We start from the raw sequence: 16,919 nt of genomic DNA, 5'->3' as shown, positions 1-16,919 counted from the left end.
ATGTCAAATTAGAATTTTATAGTTACACTACTAATTTTAGTATTATAGGAAATGTTAATATAAAAAGCAAGGTTGAAATTACTACTAACTCACTAGAATATTTATAATCCTTTGCATATTCCTTTGCAAAAATAGTTGAAATTTCACTTGAAGGCATTGCTTGTAATAATATTATTGTACAAATAACCATAGAATCATCCTTTAATAATTTTGAAACCCCTAATATTATAAGCGGCATTACTATTAGCTTTATAAATGCAGCATAATATAGTGTATAATCGCTAAATATTACTTTCAAATTAATTTTACTTATTATTGAACCAACTAAGATTAATCCTATAGGGGTTGTAATTTCTCCTATTATACTAAAACTATTATATATACCTACTGGTAACTGAATTTTTAAGATAATCATAAATAGTCCTATACATATGGCAAGCATTGTAGGATTTAAGTTTTTCTCTACTTTATTTTTTATACATATATATTTAGTGTATATCCAAATTAAAGAATAAAAAGTCATATTGAAAATCCCTGCATAAATCATTCCCTCTGCACCAAATATACTTTCTATAGCTATCATTCCAATAAAACTACAATTTGAAAATACATTTGAAAGTTTCATTATAAATCTCTTTTCTTTACTTACAGGTTTTATAAATATATAATTTATACCTATTAAAATAATAAAAGAAAGCAAACTATAAATAAAAGCTTTAACTATATTAGATAGCATACTACTATCATAGCTAAAGCTAAAAGAAGTAAGCACAAGAAAAGGGAAAGTTATATTAATAATTAAATCTTTTAAACCCTCTTGTAAACTTTCTGTTATTATATTTTTCTTACTACCATAAACTCCTATTAATATAATTAAAAATACAGATATTACCTTCATTAAAACTTTTTCTAATTCCACTTATGATACCTCCTAGCTTAGAAGTTTTTCCATTATTTACCTATAAATTATATCATATTACTTTTCATAGAACAATTAGTTTTAATGTTTAATATATTTTTTTAACTATCTTTTTCACTAGTTATAGAAAGTAATATTTTTAACCTATTTTTCCCTAAAATTTGTTGAAGCTTTTTAGCTATGCTTTCTTCTTTAAATATTTTATCTTTATTCTCTTCAACGACCTTTTTTATAGTTTCTCTTAACTCCTCATCTGAAACATTATTATCAAAATATTCGTCTATATATCCTCTTAAAGCATATCCTAAATCATATTGACTTTTATAAAAAATCCTTATATTACTACTCATTCTATTTCTCCTATCTTAAGTTTATTTATTCTTTATACATATTCTATACTTTTTTATTACTAATTTAAACACTGTACTTCTTAAAATAATCTTAAATATACTAATAAGTATTGATTTTATTTTAAAAAGTTTAATAATATTAATTATAAATAATATGTATAAGGAGATTCATTATGAAAAAGAAGATTTTTAGTTTAATTACAGCTTCTGCTATTGTAGCTTCATGTTTTACTGTAAATGTACATGCTCAAAATAAAGAGAGAGTTACGTTTGGAACAGACCTAACGGATGTTCAGGAAGATCAAATGCTAAAAGAGTTTGGAGTTTCTAAAGACCAGGTTAGTATAGATAGAATAACTAATGATGATATAATAAAACAACTAGGACTTGATCCTAATGATAAATCTAACTATCAAGGTGGTTGTTATTCTTCATCATATGTAAAACTTACTAATGATGGAGGAATTAATGTACAAGCTAATAACCTTACAGAAGTAACAGGATTAATGCTTTCTAATGCCCTTGTAACATCAGGAGTTACTAATGCAGAAGTTAAGGCTAGTTCTCCATTTCCAGTTACAGGAACTTCTGCTTTATCTGGAATTTTAAAAGGATTTGAACAAGCAAAAGGTCAAGAATTATCTCTTAAAAATAAAAAAGTAGCTCAAAAAGAAATAGAAACCACATCAAAATTAGCTGATGATATTGGTGCAGATGAAGCTGCTGCTGTTATAAATGATGTTAAAACTGCTGTTATAAAAAAAGCTCCTAAAGATGAAAAGGAAGTTAATAAAATAGTAGATAATCTTACTAAAGATTATAAAGTGGAATTAACAGATACTCAAAAAAATGATATTAAGAATTTAATGGTTCAAATTAATGGACTTAATATAGATTATAGCCAAGTTAAAGATACCTTAAACAACTTAGGAGACCAATTAACAAATGCTCTTGAAAGTGCGGGAAAAGAGCTATCAGATAGTGGATTATTGAAAAAGATAACAGATGCTATAGGTGATTTTTTCAAAGCTATAGGAGACTTTTTTAAATCCCTATTTTCTGAAGATAATTCAAACATAGATGACCAGAATACTTCTAATCAAAGTCCTAAGACAGATGTAGAAAATAAAAAAGAGTCTACAGTAACTCCAGAACAAACTGATATGCAAAACAATAATCAAAATTAAAAGGAACCTTTTAGGTTCGAGACAGTAGATAGTTTTGTGTAAAAACAAAACTATCTACTGTTTTTTTGTATTAACAGTTGGAGGTTTTGGAATAATATACTATATAAAAAAGAGACCTAAAAACTAAGCCTCTAAAAATACTTTTATACTTATTTATTCTTTATAATAATTAATGAGCTTTTTTATATTTCCTTTCCAAGCACTGCTATATTCTGAAGTATAACTATAAATCTGTCATCTTTCCATCTTAGTCTATTTTGTATTATAGCTATAACTTTTAATTTATCATGACTTATTAAAGTTTGATATATATATAGTTCTGTTTGAACTCCAAATTCTTCTCCCCAAGTTGGGCCAATAGGATATACAGCATTTAAATCTGTATTTATAAGTTTTGAATTTACTTTTAAAATTCCTGTATTATCATATACTTTTGATAACCATTCTTTGTCGTATTCTTTTATACTAATACAATACTTCTTTTTTAACTTTTCACAAAGTACTTCTACCAAGTAATTATCTTTATAATTTGCATCTACTTTATATTCATTTAAAAACTTATGTCCATTGAATACTTCTACATAGGCTCTATTCATATATGAAAATATATAATTATTATTTTCATCTTTGGCAATATAATTAAATCCTTGTACTAATATGTCCATTTTATAATCACTAGTAAATTTACCCATGTACAATTTATAAGAAATACCTATATGACTTTCTAAATTTATTGTAAACACTTCACCTGTCATTATATTTTTGATTCTTATAAATACTTCACCAGTAAATTTATGCTCTTTGTTATTCTCATGTAACTCAATTAATGATATTTGATCATTTGTTCCATTTCCCGTAGTATCTCCATACTTTACTTCAATGATAACCTCTCTTTTTTTATCATTATCTATTAAACTTTTAATCATAACAAAACCCTTATTATTAATTTATATTAATATATGTCTTTATATTTTATTTGAGTCTAAAAATAACTTAATTTTAATATTATTTCGCTAACCCTCTATATACAGCATATCTTAATTCTTCAACATATTCATCAATATCAGGCATTCCACTTATTTTAGCTTCATATATTGCTTTATTTATATCATATGGAACCCTTATTATTGCTGTAGTAATTGTTGATATTTCCTTTGAAATATTCTATATAAGATAGTCCCAATTACCCTTTATTACTATTTCACAGTTATTTTTAATTTTATCTACAGCCTCACTAGTATTAGGGCCTTTACCTACTATATCCCCTAAACATATAATTCTAGTTATTCCTCTTTGTTTTATATCATTAAGTACCCATCTAAAGCTTGCATATTCCCATGTATATCTGAAATTACAGCTATTTTTTCAAGCATTAAATCCCCTCTTTTTAATTTCTATTTTAATTTAAATGTTTTTGGAGCTACTCTATAGATTACTATAAGTGCAATTATCATATATATTATAGTTGTAATAATGACTCCTATAGTAAAATAATACGATGATGTTTTTAATCTTAAACACATATAACTTAAAAAATACATTACCATATTTACTGTTTTAAATAATGGACTTTTTATGGTTAATTCTGCTGTATATGGTTGTATAACATAATACATAAATAAATGATGAATTGAAAAAAATCCTGATAAACATATTATACATATACATGTTGGAATCACTTTAATTATTGAATAAGGTTGTCCACAACAAATTGTTATAATTATAAAAGCTAAACTTAATTCTATAGCTGGAATTATATTAATAGACATAACTTTTTTTAATCTTGATGTAAAGTTAGCTAAAATTACTTTTTCATTTCTATAGTATGAATATCTTAAAAGGCTTTTATCACAATTGTAAAACATAGCTTTGCAAATTCTTTCAGTAGTTGATATTGTGTACATTATAAATACCATTAGTGGTGCTGAATTTATAAAAGTTTTAACTACTATAGGTCTTACATTAGGTTTGAAAATTATAAATACTATAATAGATATAAATATAATACCTATCACTATACCTATATGTTTTATTGAATTTATCATTATATTTTTATGCCTTAAAAAGAATAAAGAATTTAAATACTCATATCCTTCTTTATCTTCATATATATTAGATACCAAGTCGTTTTTATCTATTTTAGTTTCATCAATTTTAACTGTTGAAAAGTTTATATCTTCCATAACACCGTCATTAATAAAGACTTTCTCTTTTTTTATATATTCCTTTGCAACTTTATTATAATGTTTATATTTATATAATCTTATAAAGGCAACTATCCCAAGTAAAACTATACTAAGTATTATAGCTTTGTTAAATAATATATTATTAAAGTCTATTACATATCCTAAATAAGGTAATAGATATGCTAATAATAATCCACTAAGGACGGTTATAACCAAAAAGCATCCATTTTTTGACAAAATAACTTTTCTTTTATTATAGAAACATAATTCTAGGTAGTTAGAAATAATTCTAATAGCTGTAAATTCTAACATTAAAATTATAACTTTTAAAAAAGGTAGTCCTATCATCATTAATGCTGGAATAAAAAATATAAAGGTTACTATTCTTTATATATATTATCTGACCTAAATAATATTCTCTAGATTGTGCTCTCATTAGCTTTATCATATTAAAAGTCGTTTTATCAACATCAAATATTATCGAATCCATTAATGATCCTATAACCAAGCTTAAAAAGAAAAATATATGTAAAAAACTCGTTATTTTATCTACGTCTTCTTTTACTAATAACATTATTGGTAGCATAATCATAAGATAAGTGTATATTATTTTCCCTATAAATCCAAAAGCAAATTTAAATACTTCTGAAATCACTCCTAAAGTTATCTTTATATTAGTTTTACTATATAGATTGTCTGAAATTTTCTTACCTAAAAAAGGAATCTTCTTTAAATAATATATAAATGTATTTGCTTCTTCTGCAAAAGTTACTTTATATGTATTTATAAATGTTTTAATCATTAGGTTCCTCCTTTAGTATATTCATTATTTTTTCCTCAAAATCAGGACTATTTAAAATATTATTATATGATTACTTTTTATTGATTTTAATAGATTCTTAATTTCTAAAGCAACTATTACATCAAAAGATGTTAATGGCTCATCTAATAAAATTATAGGTGGTCTACTTATTAAAAAACATAACATTTGAATTTTATTTTTCATTCCATGGGAGTATCCCTTTATTAGTCTATATCTATCTTCTTCATTTATTTTAATTATGTTAAAATACTCTTCTATAGAAAGTAAATTATCTATTTTATCTTTGTTTATATCAATATAAAATTTTAAAAACTCATAGCCTGTTAAAAATTCTGGTAATACAGGTTCAGAAAATACATATCCAACTTTAGAGTTATCAAATACTCCTAAAACTTTTCCATTCTCTAATAACATTATTTCCCCAGAATCTTTTTCAACTTCTCCTCCTATACAATTAAAAAGAGTAGTTTTTCCTGCTCCGTTACGACCTAATAAGCCATATATCTTTCCCTGCTTAAATTTAAAAGATGCCCCTTTTAAAACTTGCTTATTGCTATACGTCTTTTTTATGTTTTCTAATTTTAATTCCATCTCAATCTCCTCTTGTTCATATTTTATTAATAATTATATCATATATTTGGACTAATAGGTTTTATTTAACATAAACTCCATTATTGCATAGTATATATTATAAAAATTACAAAAGAGGAAGATATTTATGAAAAAAATATTTCTAAAATTTTTAGGATATTGGAAATCTACTTATATAAGTTTTAAAATGTTATCCCTTCTTTGTTTTGCATCTATGATTTCTATAATAGTATCTGTTTTTAATAATGATTTAGATGCTAATGGAAACTTAGTTATAATAAGGCATACTTTTTCATCTATAATAGGATATTTTTTAGAAAATACTACGAAAAAGGTCTTTGTCTGTACAGATAAAGTTATTATTTTAAGAAATTTAATTGTAGGTATTATTGCACTAATAATTTTATTTGTCGTTATATTTGCATGTATTTTTGATACTAATGTAAATAATCCATTCCTTATATTATTAAAAAATGTTTTATGTTCTTGTATAGGTTTTTTAATAAGTGCTAGTGAAAATTGCATAAAATAATATATAAAAACCACCTTAGAAATATATACATATCTCTAAGGTGGTTTTTTAAAGGATTATTCCTGAGTCTAAAAGAGTACACTCTTCTCCTACTTTGATTTTTCCGCCTTTTATTACTTTTGTAAATATTCCATTAGTAGGCATAATACATTCTCCTACTTGATAAAATATTGCACATTTATCATGACACTTTTTCCCTATTTGAGTTACTTCTAATTCTACTTCTCCAATTTTAATTCTTTGTCCTATTGGAAGTTTATTAAGCTCTATTCCTTCAACAACTAGGTTCTCCCCAAAAGCTCCAAAGTCTACGTTTGCTCCTTTTAATCTAAAATCTTCTATTTTTTCTAATGCTAATAAACTTACTTGTCTATGCCATTTTCCTGCATGTGCATCTCCTTCTATTCCAAAATCCTCTATAACATTTGCTTCATTAACCATTATTTTAGCCGTTCCCTTTTTTTCACTTGTACATATGGCAATTAATTTATTCATCGTATTATCCTCCAATTTCATTCATAAATCTTAATTCTTCATCCTTAGTATCTTCATTAAACAAATGTTTTTCAGGTTTATTATAAATATTATCTTTTATAACTTTTTGTAATTTTTCTTCTGTTATTCCACTTCTTAATAATTCTTTCAAATCTACTCCATAATTCCAATGTAGACACTGTTTTAAAAATCCATCTGAAGTTATTCTTATTCTATTACATTCACTACAGAAGCAATTACTCATAGCACTTATAAAACCTATTTTCCCTAATGAATTATTTACTTTTATATATTTTGCAGGACCAGAACTTCCTTCTCTTTTTATTTCCTTTAAGTCTATGTATTTTTTCTTTATTATATCTAATATTTCTCTATTAGTTATGGGTTTAAAGTTTTTACCTTCTCCTATTGGCATAAGTTCTATAAACCTTACATCAATAGGCTTTTTAATTGTTAAAGCTATAAAATCTAAAACTTCATCCTTATTTATTTCATCTATTATTACGGTATTGAGCTTAACCTTTATTCCACATTCTATACACTTATCTATAGCCTTTAAAACTTTATTTAAATCTCCACCTCGTGTTATATCTTTAAATTTATAATCCTTTAAAGAATCTAAACTTATGTTTACTCCTTTTACTCCATTTTTAGCTAATATTTCTACATAATCTAAAAGAAGTATTCCATTAGTTGTTATATATATTTCTTCTATACCATTTATATTATTTAAATTTTCTATTAAATTTAATATATTTTTTCTAACTAATGGCTCTCCTCCTGTAATTCTTATTTTTTTAATTCCAAGCTTTGAGAATTCATATACTATTTTATAAATTTCGTCATCTGTAAGTTTCTCTTCTAACTTTAAAAACTTATTGTTTTTTTCCTTCATGCAATAGATGCATCTTAAGTTACAATTATCTGTTACTGATATTCTTAAATAATCTATGTTTCTCCCAAATCTATCCTTCATACTTTATTTAGTTACACTATTTAATTTTTAAGCTTTATACTTAATAATTAAACTCGCCACTTTTTCCTCCTGTTTTCTTTAATAAATGGGTATCCTCTATAATCATTCTCTTATCTACAGCCTTGCACATGTCATAAATAGTAAGGGCAGTAATTGTTGCAGCTGTTAAAGCTTCCATTTCAACTCCTGTTTTATCAAAAATCTTAACTGTAGCTTTTATATTTATACAACTTTCTTCTTTATCTATATTGAATTCTATATCACAACTTGATATCATAAGTGGATGACACATTGGGATTAAGTTTGAAGTTTGTTTACTAGACATTATTCCTGCTACTCTTGCTACTCCTAAAACATCACCTTTTCCAATTTCCCCTTTTTCTATAAGTTTTAATGTTTCTTTACTAACTTTTATTTTTGAAACAGCTATAGCTACTCTCTTTGTTTTATCTTTATCTGAAACATCTACCATTCTCGCATTTCCACTTTCATCGAAATGAGTTAAAATTTTTTCCATAATTCCTCCTAATATTTCTACTTTCCAAATGAACAATGTGGGAATGTACATACTTTACAATCTAAACATAATCCCCCATGTCCATATTGGACTATATCTTCTAAAGTTAATTTTTCATCTATAAGAATTCTTGGTAAAACTAAATCTAATACTGTCCTTTTAGAATACATAGCACAGCTTGGTACACCTAATATCGGTAAATCTCCTTTATAAGCTAATAAAAACATAGCTCCTGGAAGTACTGGTGATCCGTATGTAATTAAATCTGCTCCACATTCTTTAATAGCTGTAGGAGTAACATCATCTGGATCAACAGACATACCACCTGTACATATAATAAGATCTGATTTACAACTTATAGCTTTTTTTATCTCTTCTGTAATTTTTTCTTTATCATCAGGTAATATTACCTGTTTAACTATACTATTTCCATATTCCTTTAGTTTACTTTCAATTACAGGTAAAAAGGCATCTTTTATTCTTCCATGATATACTTCATTTCCTGTAGTTATTAATGTTACTTTTTTTGTTTTGTACTCCTTTATAGATAGTATAGGTTCTTCTATTAAATTTTCTGCTTGTATTATTTTCTTTTCATCTATTATTAAAGGAATAACTCTTGTTGCTGCTATCTTTTCACCTTTTTTTATTGGAGTGTTATCTTGTATAGTTGAAACTATTATTTCTCCTAAAGAATTTAATTTAAATAAGCTTTCCTTATCTACTTTTAAAAGACCTTTTTTATCTGCAAAAAAGTCAATCTTGCCTTCTTTAACTTCTTCTGATAAGGCTATACCTTCGCCTTTAATTAAATTAACTAATCTTTTAGCGGCATCATTTTCATGTAATTCACCTTCTTTAGGTTCCCAAACATAAACGTGATCTTTTCCTATTGATAATAATTTTTCTATATCTTCTTCCTTTATAATATGTCCTTTTTTAAAAGCTCTTCCTTTGAATTTTCCAGGTATTATTTGAGTTACATCATGAGAAAGTATAGTTCCTATAGCATCTTGAACTTTTATCATTTTCATTTATATCACATCCTAAATTTTAGTTAATCATACTTTTTTATCAAATAGTTGTGTAGACTCATTAACGATATAGCAACTATAAATACTATTATTAATATTTCAATTGCCTCTTTAGTATTATTATTTTCAATTGCGTAATACATCGCCATAGGTATAGTTTGAGTCTTTCCTTGTATATTACCTGCTACTAAGATTGTGGCACCAAACTCACCAAAAGCTCTTGCAAAGGATAATAGTATTCCTGTTAATATTCCTCTTTTGGAAAGCGGTAAAATTATCCTAGTAAAAATTTGAAAATTATTAGCACCACATATCATTGCAGCTTCTTTTACTTCTTTATCTACAGATAAAATAGAAGTTTTTATACTTTGATACATGATAGGAATTGTTACTATAATTGAAGCTATTATAGCTGCAGAAATAGTAAATATTATAGATGTATTAAATACATATTTAACCATCTTTCCTATAGGTCCATTTTTGCCACATATAAGTAAAATTAAATATCCAATGGCAGAGGGTGGTATAAACATTGGTAATATTATTATTGTTTCAATAAGCTTTCTTATCTTAGTATTCTTCTTTAAAATAAATCTTAAAGAAGCTATTGATATTATTAGTGTTATAAATACTGAAATTGTTACCACCTTAGTAGAAATAAATATTGCTTCTTTTATCATAAATACTCCTACATGCTAAATCCAAATTCATTAAATACTTCTTTTCCCTTATTTGATGTTATAAAATCAATTATCTTTTTTGATTCTTCTTTATTACTAGATGAATTTATTGCTACTAATGAATATAAAATTTCCTTGTGAAGATTATTTGGAATTTCTAAAACAACATTACTTGATTTTAAATCTAAAGCATCACTTTTATAAATGAACCCATAATCAACATCTCCATTTTCAACATAAGTTTTTACTACTTTAACGTCTTTTCCTAAAACAAGCTTTTCCTTTATATCATTAAATATATTTAAATTTTCTAAAGCTTCTTTTGTATATTCCCCAGCTGGAACTGTATTCCATTCCCCTATAGCTATTTTCCCATCTATATTTGCTAATTCTTGTAAATTACTTATGTTATAATTAGATTCTTTATTCTTTATTAATACTAAAGAATTCTTTATTGGATTTATCTTATCTTCCTTTAAGACTAACCCTTTATTTATTAATTGATCTACGTATTTCTCGTTTGCTGAAAAGAATATATCTACCTTGGCACCTTCTTCTATTTGTTTTTTTAATGTTCCTGAACCTGCTGCATTTAAATTTATTTTTACATTATTTTTTTGCTCATATTCTTTTTTCAATTTTTCCATAGGTTCCTTTAAACTAGCTGCTATACTAATAGTAATTTCCTTACTCTCTTCATTTACATCTTTACTATTGCATCCTGTTAATAAAATTCCAATTGAAAACAAAATTATTAATATCTTAGTTACTTTCTTGCACATTCTTTAACCTCTCCTAATAAAATATCTATTCCATGTTTAATATCATCTAATACAAAGTCTAATGCTTCTTTGCAGGCTTTAGGGCTTCCTGGCAAGTTTACTATCAATGTATCTTTTCTTATACCTGAAACAGCTCTTGAAAGCATTGCTCTTTTAGTAATATTTAAGCTATACCATCTAATAGCTTCACAAATCCCAGGAGCTTCTCTATCAATAACAAGCTTTGTAGCCTCTGGAGTAATATCACGTTTTGAAAATCCAGTTCCTCCTGTACTTAAAATTAAATTTAATTTTAAGTCATCACTCATGTATATAAATTCATTAGCCAGCATTTCCTTATCATCTGGAAGAACTATATATTTTTTAATTTCAAATCCATTTTCTTTTAATATTTTTTTTATAATCTCTCCACTTTTATCTTCTCTTTCTCCTTTATAACCTTTGTCACTACTTGTTATTATTCCAACACTATACATTACTTTTCCTCCAAAGTTCTATATTCTTCTGGTGTATTAATATTAGAAAACTCCTTTTCTAATAATCCCTCTATAATTTTATAATTTAAACCTAAAATTATACTTTGTAACTTATTTTCATCCTTCTTTAAATTTTCTTCTAAACTATTAACTATATTTTTAGAATAAATAGCACATAACGGTTGAAGTTTATCATTTATTTTAGGTATTAAAACTTCATAATCTCCCTCTATACTTCCAAGCTTTTTTAAAAGCTCTCTGCTTAAAAGGGGCATATCACATGCAACACATAAACAGTATTTTGTTTTAGAATTTTTTAATGCAGAATGTATTCCCCCAAGAGGTCCTTTTTCTTTATATATATCTTCTATAACCCTTACATTAAAATTTTTATAAACTTCTTTATTATTAGCAACGATTATTATTTCTTTAAAGTCTTTTCCACTTTCAATTATATTTTCTATAAAGGTTTTTTCTCTAAATTTAAGAAAGGCCTTGTTATTATAATTCATTCTACTACTTTTTCCTCCAGCTAGAATGACCAATGTCTTATTAATCATTAAAAATACCTCTCTTTTAAAGTTTTATTATGTTTACTATCTCACCTTTTTTAACGCCAATACTTCCTGCTTCTATTTCAACTATACAATTTGAATTTAAAGTTGAGCTTAAAATACCATTTCCACTTTTTATTTGAGTTATTTTAACTACTTGCCCATTTTCATCTGTTAATAAGTTTCCTCTTACAAATCTTCTTTGAGGACTTTTTTTATTTATATCATCATAAAGTATTGCTTTCTCTCTTTTTATATAAACTCTTTTCTCTCCACTTAATTTATCTAAAGTTGGTCTTACTAAAAGTTCAAAAGTAGTTAATGCTGCTGTTGGATTCCCCGATAAACTTATTATTAAAGAATTATTTAATTTACTACATAAAACTGCTGAACCTGGTTTGATTTTTATTTTCCAAAATAGTCTTGTACCTTTGCTTTCTTCTATAGAATCATTAAGTAAATCTTTTTCTCCAACAGAAACTCCACCTGTTGTTATGATTAAATCCATTTCTTTAGATATTTCTTTTAATTCTTTAGCTATATCTAAAACTCCATCTTTTATATGATTTATTTTAGATATATCATAACCTAACTCTTGTACCCTTGCCATTATGCTATATTTATTACTATTATATATTTTCCCTAATTCTAACTTTTCTGTTATATCTAAAACTTCATCACCTGTACTTATAATTGCTATTTTAGGTTTCTTATAAACTTCTATTTTACTAATACCAGCACTTGCTAATATACCTATATCTGCATAGTTTAATTTTTTATTTTTAGATACTAGAAGCTGATTTTCTTTAATATCTTCTCCTTTAAAACATATATTGTCATTTTGTTTTACTGACTTATTTATTTCTATAAAATCTTTACAAACAACAACATCCTCTTGTTTTATTACCGCATTTGCTCCTTTAGGAATAGGAGCTCCCGTCATTATTTTTATAGCTTCTAAATCTTTTAGTTCTTTTTTATAATATTCTCCTGCATATATCTTATCTATTACTCTATATCTAGTATTTTCTAAGCTTGAAAGCTTTATGGCATATCCATCCATAGCTGATTTGTTAAAGGGTGGATTATTTATAGGTGAATATATATTATTTTTTACTACTCTATTAACAGATTCCATTAAGGAAATAACCTCTGTATTCAAGTTAAGTACATTATTATCTAAAATATCTATAGCTCTTTCTAGTGTAATAAATTTTTCCATAACTTAAATTTTTCCCTTCTTGTAATTTAAAATAAGCTTATTACTTATATTTGGGTATAAGTAATAAGCTTATTTTAAGGTATAGATTTATTCCATATCTTTGCCTATTTTCCTTCCCAAATTGTGGAGGCTATGTTTTTTCAAACAAAACCTTGTGAATTATATAATTCAGGCATAATAACCATGGAAATATTCTTTAGGTCAATTATGCTCCAGAAAATTTAAAATTTATTATTTTTTAATACTCTTCTTCTTTCTCAATTAAGTCTACTAACTCTTTAAAATTATCTTTCTTTATAACCGGTATATCAAAATAACTTAGTTTTACATTGCTTGCTATAGCTATAAGTTTTTCTTTTGGTGTTATTATTTCAGCAGTTATATCTTCTCTAAAAACTTCTATTTTTCTAAGATTACTGTTTTTATATCCCTCTATTAAAATAAAGTCTTTATCTTTTGCTATTTCAATCAACTTATCTAAAGTAGCCTCTTCTTTAATTTCTTTTATTACTGCTAATCTATTTTTAGAAGATATAATAACAGTTTCTGATCCAGCTTCTCGATGTCTATATGTATCTTTTCCTTTTTTATCTATATCAAAATTATGAACATCGTGTTTTATTGTTCCAACACTAAAACCTCTAGCCTTAATCTCCTTTATTAATCCTTCCATTAATATAGTTTTTCCAACGTTTGATCCAACCCCTATTATATTAATTACTTTACTCATATTTCTCCTTATGTTTTTTATCATTATATTTTATTTAATTATTAAATTCAATTAACTTGAATATTATATCCTATAATCGACATATTTTATACCTTTATAAGTAAATTTTGTATTTTATTTGTATTTTTTCAATTTAATGCTTGAATTTTATTTTTTTTCCTGTATAATTAACTTATAATTTTACTCATAGGAGGGTTAAAAAATTGTCAAACAAAAGAATAATATTTAAAGAAAAACTTAAAAATTTACCTATAGGTGTAATGGCTACACTATTAAGTGCTTTAACACTAAGTAACGTATTTGCCATACTAGGGTTTAATTCCTTTAGACATCTAGTAGTTGCTATAGGTACAGTAATTATCTTAGCTGGTTTTTTAAAATTAATATTTCATCCTAAACAAGTACTTACAGAACTTGATGATACAGTTTTAGGAAGCATTTATCCTACATTTTGTATGTCAATTATGTTAATGGCAGCTTACTACGTTAAATATAATTTCATATTAGGAAAATCCTTATGGTTATTTGCTATATGCCTTAACGTAATAGTACTTATAATCTTTACTTATAATAACTTAATAAAAAAATTAGAAATACATAAATTCTTACCGCCTTATTTCGTACCTTTTGTTGGAATAATAGTAGCTGTAATAACTAGTCCTGCTATGAAATCACCAACAATAACTAAAGTAATATTCTATTTTTCATTTATAGCGTATTTTGTAATACTACCATTTATGATTCATAGATTAGCTACAAAGCCTGTTGCTGAGTTACCATATCCAACTCTTTGTATAATGGCTGCTCCACCTAGTCTTTGCTTAGTTGCTTATTTAACACTATTTAAACAACCAAATGTTTACTTAACATTATTTTTATACTTTATAGTAATCTTATGTTGTATATATATGTACACTAGATTACCAAAAATATTTAGAATGAAGTTTACACCATCATTTGCTGGAATAACATTCCCACTTGCAATATCAACTCTTGGTACTTTTAAAGTAAGTACTTTGATGAATGACATTGGACAAAGCACATTTTCAATGATCTTAAAAGAATTTGGATCATTACAACTTATATTAGCTTGTGCTGGAATCTTATTTGTTATTTATAACTTCATAAGATTATTTACTAACATATTTAAAGAAGAAAATTAAAAATACATATTTAAGGTTATAAAGTAAATTACTTTATAACCTTTTTAATTTAGCAAAAAATATTATTTATAACTGTATTCAAGATTTTCTTCTATATTAAAGAAGTCTGAATAATCTATGTCAAAAATATTCTTTTTCACTCTAGAAATATCTATATTTGCCTTAATAAGTTGTGTTAAAACTCCTGCATAAGATAAATCCCCTTGAATTATACTTCCATATATTTTTCCATCTTTATGGATTATTTTTTTATAATTATTTTCATCTATTTCAATTTCTACTTTGTATGTATCATCTGGCGCATCTGTTAATCCAATAGACATTGTAGCAATTCCAACAAAATTCATAGTGTTTTTACTTCCAAAAAAGTCTGTCATTATTAATTCATTTCCTATAATATTATTGGCAGCTATTATTCCTTCTTTTACCGCTGTAGGCCATATAGGATTTCTTCCTGTTACATCCCCTGCACCATATATATTTCCTATATTAGTTTCACCTTTTTCATTTATAATTAATCCAAATTTGTCTGTAGCTATTTTCGTATCTTCTATGAACTTAACATTTGATCTTACACCAGTTGCAACAATTACTAAGTCACAAGGAACTTCCTCTCCTGTATTTAGCAATAACGCTTTTGGATTTTTATTTTCATCTAATATTAATTTCTCAGCTTTAACATTAAGTTTTAAGTTAACTCTATTTTCTACAAATTTATCCTCATAAACTTTTGAAGTATATTTATCTAATTGTAATGGAAGAATTTTATCACCCATTTCTACTAATGAAATATTTAAATCATAGTTTAATAAACCACTGATTGCATCTATCCCTACTAGTCCAGCCCCTAGTACTACTACATTTTTTATGTCTTTTATTTCATTTTTTATAAAGATTGCATCATCTAAATTTCTAAGTACTACTACTTTATTAGCTTCTCTTAAATTTTCAATTGGAGGTATAAATGCCGATGCTCCACTTGCTATTAAAAGCTTGTCATATTCTAAAACTTCATCATTTGAAAGTAATATAGTTTGTTTATCTTCATTTACTGAAACAACCTCTACACCTTTAATCCAATTTATATTATTTTCAGTGAAAAAATCTTCATCTGTAAAATTTAATTGTTCAATATTTCTATGATCAGAAATATAATGATGCAATATACATCTTGAATATACATTTGTATCCTTTGATACTAAAATTATTTCTGCACTTCTATCTAACTCTCTTAAAGTTTTAGCTCCACTTATTCCTGCTGCTGAAGCTCCTATAACGATATATCTCATTATTCTTCTACCTCCTCTAATGTAATTGCTGACATAGGACACTTTTCTACACATTGAGGAGTTTCTTCTTTTGTATTCATACACATATAACATTTCATAATCTCTTTATGCTTCTCTCTATCTGCTTTTAAAACTCCATATGGACATGCCATTATACACATATAACAACTAGCACATTTATTTTTATCATAGTTTACAAGACCTGTTTCTCTATCTTTACTCATAGCTCCTGTCATACACGTATAAACACATTCTGGTTTATCACAATGTCTGCAAAAAATTGGTGAGTACTTTGAATTGCTATCTATAGTTATTCTACTTCTAGTTTCTGTTGATTCATGTGATACAATACAAGCCGTAGTGCATGTTAAGCATCCAACACATTTTTTTCTATCTATTTTTATTCTTTTCAT

22 protein-coding genes and 1 riboswitch are annotated in these 16,919 nt (G+C 25.7%); of the genes, 3 read left to right on the top strand and 19 right to left on the bottom strand.

What is annotated here, in order from left to right:
• Positions 1-22: 22 nt before the first annotated feature.
• Together BTM21_RS05415 and BTM21_RS05410 are read right to left on the bottom strand one after the other, a co-directional pair.
• A complete protein-coding gene (locus tag BTM21_RS05415; protein WP_021875728.1) occupies positions 23-919 on the bottom strand; it encodes an AEC family transporter in 897 nt (298 codons plus the stop codon).
• Between the two features lie 101 nt (positions 920-1,020).
• Positions 1,021-1,269, bottom strand: a complete 249-nt coding sequence (locus tag BTM21_RS05410; RefSeq protein WP_021875729.1) for a TIGR04540 family protein — start codon at positions 1,267-1,269, stop codon at positions 1,021-1,023.
• A 173-nt stretch (positions 1,270-1,442) separates the two neighbouring features.
• Here BTM21_RS05410 and BTM21_RS05405 point away from each other — a divergent pair, with 173 nt between their 5' ends.
• Entirely contained in the window at positions 1,443-2,456 is a 1,014-nt protein-coding gene (locus tag BTM21_RS05405; protein WP_021875730.1) for a DUF1002 domain-containing protein, read from the top strand.
• A 182-nt stretch (positions 2,457-2,638) separates the two neighbouring features.
• Here the strand turns inward: BTM21_RS05405 and BTM21_RS05400 are convergent, their stop codons facing one another.
• From BTM21_RS05400 to BTM21_RS05380, 5 genes are all read right to left on the bottom strand, one after another.
• A complete protein-coding gene (locus tag BTM21_RS05400; protein ID WP_021875731.1) occupies positions 2,639-3,382 on the bottom strand; it encodes a hypothetical protein in 744 nt (247 codons plus the stop codon).
• A 238-nt stretch (positions 3,383-3,620) separates the two neighbouring features.
• On the bottom strand, positions 3,621-3,731 hold the full coding sequence (locus BTM21_RS14135; RefSeq protein WP_341429546.1) for a hypothetical protein: 111 nt from the start codon (positions 3,729-3,731) through the stop codon (positions 3,621-3,623).
• A 119-nt stretch (positions 3,732-3,850) separates the two neighbouring features.
• Positions 3,851-4,858 (bottom strand): hypothetical protein, encoded by a 1,008-nt coding sequence (locus tag BTM21_RS05390; RefSeq protein WP_131431621.1) that lies wholly within the window; start codon positions 4,856-4,858, stop codon positions 3,851-3,853.
• A 73-nt stretch (positions 4,859-4,931) separates the two neighbouring features.
• Positions 4,932-5,444 (bottom strand): hypothetical protein, encoded by a 513-nt coding sequence (locus BTM21_RS05385; RefSeq protein ID WP_021875733.1) that lies wholly within the window; start codon positions 5,442-5,444, stop codon positions 4,932-4,934.
• A 51-nt stretch (positions 5,445-5,495) separates the two neighbouring features.
• Positions 5,496-6,056, bottom strand: a complete 561-nt coding sequence (locus BTM21_RS05380; RefSeq protein ID WP_021875734.1) for an ATP-binding cassette domain-containing protein — start codon at positions 6,054-6,056, stop codon at positions 5,496-5,498.
• Positions 6,057-6,183: 127 nt separating this feature from the next.
• Here BTM21_RS05380 and BTM21_RS05375 point away from each other — a divergent pair, with 127 nt between their 5' ends.
• Positions 6,184-6,588, top strand: a complete 405-nt coding sequence (locus BTM21_RS05375; RefSeq protein ID WP_079481371.1) for a hypothetical protein — start codon at positions 6,184-6,186, stop codon at positions 6,586-6,588.
• A 48-nt stretch (positions 6,589-6,636) separates the two neighbouring features.
• Here the strand turns inward: BTM21_RS05375 and BTM21_RS05370 are convergent, their stop codons facing one another.
• The 10 genes from BTM21_RS05370 to mobB all read right to left on the bottom strand — a co-directional run bounded on the left by BTM21_RS05370 (position 6,637) and on the right by mobB (position 14,054).
• A complete protein-coding gene (locus BTM21_RS05370) occupies positions 6,637-7,083 on the bottom strand; it encodes an MOSC domain-containing protein (RefSeq protein WP_021875736.1) in 447 nt (148 codons plus the stop codon).
• Between the two features lie 4 nt (positions 7,084-7,087).
• Positions 7,088-8,059 (bottom strand): GTP 3',8-cyclase MoaA, encoded by a 972-nt coding sequence (gene moaA, locus BTM21_RS05365; protein ID WP_021875737.1) that lies wholly within the window; start codon positions 8,057-8,059, stop codon positions 7,088-7,090.
• A gap of 40 nt (positions 8,060-8,099) precedes the next feature.
• Entirely contained in the window at positions 8,100-8,576 is a 477-nt protein-coding gene (gene moaC / locus BTM21_RS05360; protein ID WP_021875738.1) for a cyclic pyranopterin monophosphate synthase MoaC, read from the bottom strand.
• 17 nt (positions 8,577-8,593) lie between these two features.
• Positions 8,594-9,610: a molybdopterin-binding protein gene (locus tag BTM21_RS05355; RefSeq protein ID WP_021875739.1), complete on the bottom strand. Its 1,017-nt coding sequence runs from the start codon at positions 9,608-9,610 to the stop codon at positions 8,594-8,596.
• Between the two features lie 23 nt (positions 9,611-9,633).
• Entirely contained in the window at positions 9,634-10,290 is a 657-nt protein-coding gene (modB, locus tag BTM21_RS05350) for a molybdate ABC transporter permease subunit (RefSeq protein WP_021875740.1), read from the bottom strand.
• A gap of 8 nt (positions 10,291-10,298) precedes the next feature.
• The gene (gene modA / locus BTM21_RS05345; protein WP_079481372.1) at positions 10,299-11,072 is read right to left on the bottom strand and encodes a molybdate ABC transporter substrate-binding protein; all 774 of its coding nucleotides are present in this window, start codon (positions 11,070-11,072) and stop codon (positions 10,299-10,301) included.
• Entirely contained in the window at positions 11,057-11,548 is a 492-nt protein-coding gene (locus BTM21_RS05340) for a MogA/MoaB family molybdenum cofactor biosynthesis protein (RefSeq protein ID WP_021875742.1), read from the bottom strand. The genes modA and BTM21_RS05340 overlap by 16 nt, the downstream gene beginning before the upstream one ends.
• Entirely contained in the window at positions 11,548-12,108 is a 561-nt protein-coding gene (locus BTM21_RS05335) for a molybdenum cofactor guanylyltransferase (protein ID WP_079481373.1), read from the bottom strand. The genes BTM21_RS05340 and BTM21_RS05335 overlap by 1 nt, the downstream gene beginning before the upstream one ends.
• Before the next feature lie 16 nt (positions 12,109-12,124).
• On the bottom strand, positions 12,125-13,324 hold the full coding sequence (locus tag BTM21_RS05330) for a molybdopterin molybdotransferase MoeA (RefSeq protein WP_021875744.1): 1,200 nt from the start codon (positions 13,322-13,324) through the stop codon (positions 12,125-12,127).
• A gap of 94 nt (positions 13,325-13,418) precedes the next feature.
• A riboswitch (molybdenum cofactor riboswitch) is annotated at positions 13,419-13,553 on the bottom strand.
• A 9-nt stretch (positions 13,554-13,562) separates the two neighbouring features.
• A complete protein-coding gene (mobB, locus tag BTM21_RS05325; RefSeq protein WP_079481374.1) occupies positions 13,563-14,054 on the bottom strand; it encodes a molybdopterin-guanine dinucleotide biosynthesis protein B in 492 nt (163 codons plus the stop codon).
• Between the two features lie 203 nt (positions 14,055-14,257).
• Between mobB and BTM21_RS05320 the strand changes: the two genes are divergently transcribed.
• Positions 14,258-15,217, top strand: a complete 960-nt coding sequence (locus BTM21_RS05320; RefSeq protein WP_021875746.1) for a TDT family transporter — start codon at positions 14,258-14,260, stop codon at positions 15,215-15,217.
• A 62-nt stretch (positions 15,218-15,279) separates the two neighbouring features.
• Here BTM21_RS05320 and BTM21_RS05315 read toward each other — a convergent pair whose 3' ends face one another.
• Both BTM21_RS05315 and BTM21_RS05310 read right to left on the bottom strand, forming a co-directional pair.
• Positions 15,280-16,506: an NAD(P)/FAD-dependent oxidoreductase gene (locus BTM21_RS05315; protein ID WP_021875747.1), complete on the bottom strand. Its 1,227-nt coding sequence runs from the start codon at positions 16,504-16,506 to the stop codon at positions 15,280-15,282.
• Positions 16,506-16,919 (bottom strand): 4Fe-4S dicluster domain-containing protein, encoded by a 414-nt coding sequence (locus BTM21_RS05310; RefSeq protein ID WP_096145367.1) that lies wholly within the window; start codon positions 16,917-16,919, stop codon positions 16,506-16,508. The genes BTM21_RS05315 and BTM21_RS05310 overlap by 1 nt, the downstream gene beginning before the upstream one ends.

The organism is Clostridium chauvoei, assembly GCF_002327185.1.
GTDB classification, from domain to species: domain Bacteria; phylum Bacillota; class Clostridia; order Clostridiales; family Clostridiaceae; genus Clostridium; species Clostridium chauvoei.
This window is presented reverse-complemented; position numbering and strand designations above follow the sequence as displayed.